The 7,460-nt window shown below is 35.5% G+C and carries 5 protein-coding genes; all 5 read left to right on the forward strand.

The window, feature by feature from the left end:
- Positions 1–101 precede the first annotated feature (101 nt).
- Complete coding sequence (locus EYD45_RS16215; RefSeq protein ID WP_130965715.1) at positions 102–1,118, forward strand: DUF6588 family protein; 1,017 nt, start codon at positions 102–104, stop codon at positions 1,116–1,118.
- A gap of 229 nt (positions 1,119–1,347) precedes the next feature.
- Positions 1,348–2,274 (forward strand): malate dehydrogenase, encoded by a 927-nt coding sequence (gene mdh / locus EYD45_RS16220; protein WP_130965716.1) that lies wholly within the window; start codon positions 1,348–1,350, stop codon positions 2,272–2,274.
- A gap of 67 nt (positions 2,275–2,341) precedes the next feature.
- The gene (locus EYD45_RS16225) at positions 2,342–3,271 is read left to right on the forward strand and encodes a SecDF P1 head subdomain-containing protein (RefSeq protein ID WP_130965717.1); all 930 of its coding nucleotides are present in this window, start codon (positions 2,342–2,344) and stop codon (positions 3,269–3,271) included.
- A 47-nt stretch (positions 3,272–3,318) separates the two neighbouring features.
- Entirely contained in the window at positions 3,319–3,936 is a 618-nt protein-coding gene (locus EYD45_RS16230; RefSeq protein WP_130965718.1) for a hypothetical protein, read from the forward strand.
- 176 nt (positions 3,937–4,112) lie between these two features.
- Entirely contained in the window at positions 4,113–7,106 is a 2,994-nt protein-coding gene (secDF, locus tag EYD45_RS16235) for a protein translocase subunit SecDF (RefSeq protein ID WP_130965719.1), read from the forward strand.
- Positions 7,107–7,460: the final 354 nt, after the last annotated feature.

Here is a 7,460-nt window from a genome sequence, read left to right on the forward strand (position 1 = left end):
TTTTTTGGTTAAAAACACCGATGAAATACATTTTTTTTCGATAAAATGTTGTTTCGTATGATTTTTTTTATACATTTGTAAAACCAAATCTAAGAATCATAATGAAAAAGTTAACCCTACTTATTATATTAACACTTTCAGTTACACTTTCTAAAGCTCAGAATGATTTAGATGCACTTTTAGCTGCTGGTGTTGAGGATGCCGAACGATTTGCTAATGATTATTTAGCCCCAGGAACCAATGGTTTAATGCATAGTATGAATGCCAACTGGTTCAATTCAGGTAAAGTGAAGCCTCTTGGTGGTTTTGAAATCTCTATAGTGGCTAATGCTGCACAATATGGAGATGATCAGAAAATGTTCAACATGAACACTTCCGATTACAATAACATCACATTTACGCAAGGCGGAAACCCTCAGATGGTAGCTAGTGTGCTAGGTGAAAATAATCCAACCGTTTTTGTTGACATCGAGTATGAAGATCCGATTTTCGGTAACCAAACCGAAACACTGGAGCTTCCAGACGGAATTGGAGATGGAACAGGTAATTTATTACCTACTGCCTTTATACAAGGAGCAATAGGCCTAAGTAGTGGCATTGAATTAAAAGCGCGATTTGTGCCAACTGTTGAGACGGACGAAGTTTCACTTAGTATGTATGGTGCAGGGTTACAAATTGAGTTTACTGATTGGCTACCTGCTGATAAGTTATGGCCAATTGCCATTTCGGGTGTAGTGGCTTACACACATTTGGATGGTAAGTACGATTTAACAGATTCTTCTGGGATTGATGGTGATGATCAACGCATAGAAAATAAAACAAATACATGGCTGCTGTCATTGGTGGCGTCTACAAAACTTCCAGTAATTAATTTCTATGGGGGTTTAGGTTATATCAAAGGGAAATCAGAGTCTGATTTGCTCGGAACTTATATCGTTACAAACGGATTAATATCAGCAGAACCTATAGTAGACCCATTTTCAGTATCAAGTGAGGTATCAGCAGTAAGAGGAACAATCGGAACAAAATTAAAATTAGGTTTTTTTAGACTTAATGCAGAATATCATTTATCTGAGTTTAATGCCTTTTCAGTAGGCTTAAATTTCGGATTTAGGTAGAAAATATCTAAATAATTTTCGTAATAATTATTTTAGTTTTTTAGTTAGTTTTTATTTAATTTAGTTAAAAGTGTAGCATTTAATGTTGCACTTTTTTCTTTTGTATTTTCAATTGGTAATCGTATTTAATTTGAGTAATTTTGCATGACTAAAATCATAAAATAAATCTATTTTCAGTTTTACATTTGTGGTGTTAAAATTAAAATAAAAACAACCTAAACATAAAATTATGAAAGTTACCGTAGTTGGAGCAGGAGCAGTAGGCGCAAGTTGTGCTGAATATATTGCTATTAAGGATTTTGCATCTGAAGTTGTATTGTTGGATATTAAGGAAGGCTATGCCGAAGGTAAAGCTATGGATTTAATGCAATGTGCATCTTTAAACGGGTTTGATACAAAAATTACCGGAGCAACAAACGATTATTCTAAAACAGCTGGAAGCGATATTTGCGTGATAACATCAGGTATTCCTCGTAAACCTGGGATGACAAGAGAAGAATTAATAGGAATTAATGCTGGTATTGTAAAAACTGTATCTGCTAGCTTGATTGAGCATTCTCCAAACACCATTATTATCGTGGTAAGTAACCCAATGGACACCATGACATATTTGGTGCACAAAACTACAGACTTGCCAAAAAATAAAATCATAGGTATGGGTGGAGCTTTAGACTCAGCACGTTTTAAGTACAGATTAGCAGAAGCTATGGAAGCACCTATTAGCGACATTGACGGTATGGTAATTGGTGGACATAGTGATACTGGGATGGTGCCATTAACAAGCCATGCTACGAGAAATAGCATTAAAGTTTCTGAATTCTTATCAGAAGAAAGATTAGATCAAGTAGCTGCCGATACTAAAGTAGGCGGTGCAACATTAACCAAATTATTAGGAACTTCAGCGTGGTATGCACCTGGGGCAGCAGTAAGTGGTTTAGTGCAAGCGATTGCATGCGACCAAAAGAAAATGTTCCCTTGCTCAACTTATTTAGAAGGTGAGTACGGATTAAATGATATCTGTATCGGAGTTCCGGTAATTTTAGGAAGAAACGGTATTGAAAAAATTGTTGATGTACCTTTAAGTGATGCTGAAAAAGCACATATGAAAGCTAGTGCTGAAGGCGTTTCTAAAACTAATGGATTACTAGAGTTGTAAAACCAATTTCTTTTTAAATATATTTAGGCTGTCAAAACTGTTTTGATAGCCTATTTTTTTTAATCTTATGAGAAACATATATCTACTTGTATCACTCTTTTTAATATGCTCTTGTGTATTCAAACCAAAACAAGAATTTAGATTTGTTTATGGTTTTGAAAACCAATCTGATATTTCCAATATAGAGCTTAAAAAAACAATTGATGTTATCAAAAATAGATTAGCCCATTTTGGAGTTGAGAATACTGTTAATCGTTTTGGAGAAAATCAATTAGAGGTTATTATTAAGGCTAATGAACTCAATATTGAAAGAGTTGATGAATTAATTTCTAATGAGGGGAAGCTTGAGCTTTGGCATATGTATAAGGGAGAAGCTTTTTTTGAATACACTAGTGAATTATTGTCCAATATAAATGAAACAAATAAAGGTGATAGAATTGATATAAAATCTAATTTTGAAATTCATCCTGGTTACCAAGGAGGGCCAATTATTTTTAATGCTAAGGTTAAAGATACTGGGGCAATTATGGACTTGATAAATAGTAAAGACTCCAGATTAGACTTGCCAAACGAATATAAAAACGTAAAATTCCTGTGGGGAATTCCAGATGAAAGCGGGAGTATTCCATTATATGCAGCTAAATCAAATAGCGAAAATAAACCGCCTCTAACAGGAGAAGTAATTATTAATGCTAGTCAATCTTTTGGATACACAGATAGACCTGAAGTATCCATTCAAATGAATGAAGAAGGCGCCTTAATTTGGGAACGGATGACTGAAAAAGCTTACCGAGAAGCTACAAGTATTGCTATAACATTGAATGATTTAGTTTATTCTGCCCCAGGGGTTACAGCAGGACCAATAACAGGAGGAAAATCATCTATTTCTGGAGATTTTACAATTGAAGAAGCTCAAAACTTAGCTATTATTTTAACTTCAGGAAAAATAATTCCAAAGCTGAAATTATTGGAGCAAACAATAGTGCCAAATAGATAACACATCACTATGTACATAAACCATCTTTATTTTTTTATATTTGCCGCATGAGTCTAAAAAAGTACATAGGCATACTAGTTGTTTTAACTGCCATCATTGGTTTTGTAAATCACCACCAAGTAGATTTACATAATCAGGAAATTGTACTTCAATATAACAATGCAGAACATACCGATGTTGATACTCAGATTACAATTTCCATCTTAAAAAGTGAACTTCAAAATCTCGGAGTTACAAATTATAAGGTTGTTGAAAACGGAAATGGTAAATTAAAGATTACTTATTTCAGTAAAACTGATGTGGCTTTGGTGAAACGTGTGTTGTTAAATCGAATCAGGTCTCAGCTGGATACTTCAGATAATGATGAAGACCTGCCATTTGACTTCCCTCTTGAAGACCAAGATGTAACTTACAACCTAGATGTCCATGAAATACAAAACGGAAATGAAACCGATTCTGGACTTAACGGTATTGTAGTTTTAGAATTAAAGCCTAAAGCCGATAGGTTTGAAAAGCCTAAAACAGCATCATTTTCATTTCACAAACATTCCGAGAAGGAGCATGCCGAATCAAATGTGGCATTCAATCTTCATAAAAGAAATGTATGCGCTTTAGATAAAGCATCTCAGCAAATACCAGAAGTTAGAGCAGGGCCTCACAACTAATGGGAAAAGGGTTGTAAAAGTTCCCATACTCCGAAGTTTCGGTATTTCAAAATACCTTAAATATAGCTTTACACCTCAAAAAGCTATGCAACATCATAAATATCATAAAAATTGTCAAATCTAAATGCAAAACATATATTTGCGTGTTTAGAAATTTTGACCATAAATATTAAAAAATGCAAAATAAAGGAGTAGTTAAGTTATTTGCTATTTTGTTTGGTTTGGTAAGTATTTACCAATTATCATTCACGTTTAAAGCAAATCAAATTGAAAAAGAAGCTGAGGAAGTGGCCATAAGCAAGTTCCCAGAAACAGAAGACGACTATCGTGCCAAACGCAGTCAAGAAGAAATAAACTATCTGGATGCCAAGGCAACAGACACTGTGTACGATTTATTAGTTGCTGAGTACACCTACAACGAGGTAAAGCAAAAAGCCATGAATCTTGGTTTAGACCTTAAAGGTGGTTTAAACGTTATTCTTCAGGTATCGGTAAAGGATATATTGAAAGGATTGGCGAACAATACCAAAGACCCAGTTTTTAATACAGCTTTAGAAAACGCTTCAGAACTTCAAAAGAACAGTCAAAACACGTATTTAGAAGATTTCTTTATCGCTTTTGATGCCATTAAGGGTGATAAAAAACTAGCTTCACCTGATATATTTTATACCAAAGCTTTAGATGGTGAAATTGATGGAGGCATGTCTGATGAAGAAGTACAAGGTATCATCGAGACAAAGATTGATGAGTCTATTGTCTCAGCGTTTGAAGTACTGCGTAAGCGTATTGACCAGTTTGGTGTTACGCAACCTAATATTCAGCGTTTAGGGAATTCAGGCCGTATTCTAGTAGAATTACCAGGTGTAAAAGATATTGAGCGTGCTACAGGATTATTACAAAGTACAGCACAACTTGAGTTTTGGGACGTGTACAAAGGTCAAGAATTTCAGCAATTTTTATTTCAAGCAGATCAAGTTCTAAAAGATATCGTAAAAGTAGAGGAAGATACACAAGAAGCTGAACCACAGGATGAAGAAGATGCAACCGAGGATAAGATTGACGAGCTTTTAGGAGAGGCTGCTACAGATTCAACAGAGGTAAATACTGCTGCTGCAAATCCACTAGGAAGCTTAATAAGAGGCTTTGGGTTTCAAGGTGGACCAGTTGTAGCTTCTTTTGAAATCAAGGATAAAGAAACGGTTCTTGAGTATTTAAACAAGCCACAAGTAAGAGCATTATTGCCTGCTGAAATGCGTTATGTAAAATTTGCTTTCAGTAAACCAGAAAAAAATAGTGAGATTGTTGATTTATATGCTCTAAAAGGCAATAGAGATAGTACTCCAGAATTAAGTGGTGCTGTTGTTACAGATGCAAGACATACCTTCGGACAAACAGGAAAGCCTGAGGTGTCTATGCAAATGAATAGCAAGGGTGCTAAAATCTGGGAAGAAATGACTGGTAGGGCTTACCAACAGCAAGGGCAGATTGCTATCGTTTTAGATAATGTGGTGTATTCTGCACCAGGTGTAACTACTGGGCCTATTTCAGGTGGTAATTCTTCAATCTCTGGTAATTTTACATTAAACGAAGCTATAGATTTAGCAAACGTATTGCGCGCAGGTAAACTGCCAGCTTCGGCTGATATCATTCAAAGTGAGGTTGTGGGACCTTCTCTTGGGCAAGAAGCCATAGATAGCGGTACAATGTCATTCTTAATTGCATTGGCGGTAGTATTGTTATGGATGATTTTCTACTACGGAAAAGTAGGAGGATTTGCCGATATCGCAATGCTATTAAATATTTTGTTAATCTTTGGTATTTTATCAGGATTAGGAGCGGTGTTAACCTTACCTGGTATAGCGGGTATCGTATTAACCATTGGTATGTCGGTAGATGCTAACGTGCTTATTTTTGAGCGTGTAAGAGAAGAATTAGCCAAAGGCAAAGGACAAAAAGAAGCCATTAAAGATGGATTTAGCAATGCGTTATCATCAATTTTGGATGCTAACATTACTACAGGTTTAACGGCATTAATCCTATTCATTTTTGGTACAGGACCAATTAAAGGATTTGCAACTACCTTATTAATTGGTATCGCAACATCTTTGTTTACTGCAATTTTTATAACAAGATTATTAGTAGATTGGTATACCAACAGAGGAGGGGAACTTACATTCTCAACTGCTATTACTAAAAACTTATTTAGAAACATCAATGTAGAATTCTTAAAGAAAAGAAAGATAGCTTACATTATTTCTGGTATTTTAATAGCAATAGGTTTAAGCTCATTATTTACAAACGGTTTAGATCAAGGTGTAGATTTTGTTGGTGGTAGAACCTACCAAGTGCGTTTCGCGCAAGATATGAACGCCTCTGAAATTACAGACGTACTTTCAGATCCAGCAGTATTTGGTAGTGCCAATGCAAAAACATTTGGAGATGCCAACCAGTTAAAAATAACTACGAAGTACAAAGTAAATGAAACCGGTGCTGAGGTTGATGAAGAAATAAGATCATCATTATTCAACGCATTACAGCCTTATTTTGATGGTATGACTTACGAAGATTTCATAAGTGATGCCGAAGATAAAACCGTTGGTTTAATGCGTAACGATAAAGTAAGTCCAACCATTGCCGATGATATCAAAAAAGCATCATTCTGGGCAATTTTAGGATCTCTAATCGTGGTGTTCTTATATATTTTATTCCGATTCAAAAAATGGCAATACTCACTAGGTGCTGTAGCGGCGGTATTCCACGATGTATTAATCGTCTTGGGTATCTTCTCATTAACCTATAAGTTCATGCCGTTTAACATGGAAATAGACCAAGCGTTCATTGCGGCAATCCTAACGGTAATCGGGTATTCGTTAAACGATACTGTGGTAGTATTCGATAGAATTCGTGAGTTCTTCAACGAGCACACCAGTTGGGAATTCAACCGCGTGGTAGACTCCTCATTAAGCAGTACATTAAGCAGAACCTTAAATACATCGCTAACCACATTGGTGGTATTACTATCCATCTTTATCTTTGGTGGCGATTCTATCCGTGGGTTCATGTTCGCCTTAATCGTTGGTGTTATCGTCGGTACCTACTCATCGTTATTTATTGCAACACCAATAATGTACGATTCAGTAAAAAAATTAGAAGGTAAAAAGAAGGACTAACTCAAACTTTTCTTTTTTCAAGGCCTGTTAACGTATGTTGGCAGGCTTTTTTAGTAAAACTCTATTTTGAAAAATCCGAAGGATGAATTCAAAATAGATAGTTGAACTAATCCCGCTGAAAAGCGGGATCTCAGTTTAGATAGTTATTAGACCAATACTTATGATGTTTTTTATGGCGTTCCCCTTTCGGGTCGGGCTTTCACTACTCAATCCCTCCTTCGTCGGGGATTTCAAACACACCGTTCAATCCCTAACCTTTAGATTAGCAAATACTATTAATTGTTATTACATTTAAAAAGGACAGAGTGAACTTATATCCCTAACTAGCTAAAAAGAGCTATCGTGCGTATTAGT

The organism is Hyunsoonleella flava, assembly GCF_004310325.1.
Lineage (GTDB): Bacteria > Bacteroidota > Bacteroidia > Flavobacteriales > Flavobacteriaceae > Jejuia > Jejuia flava.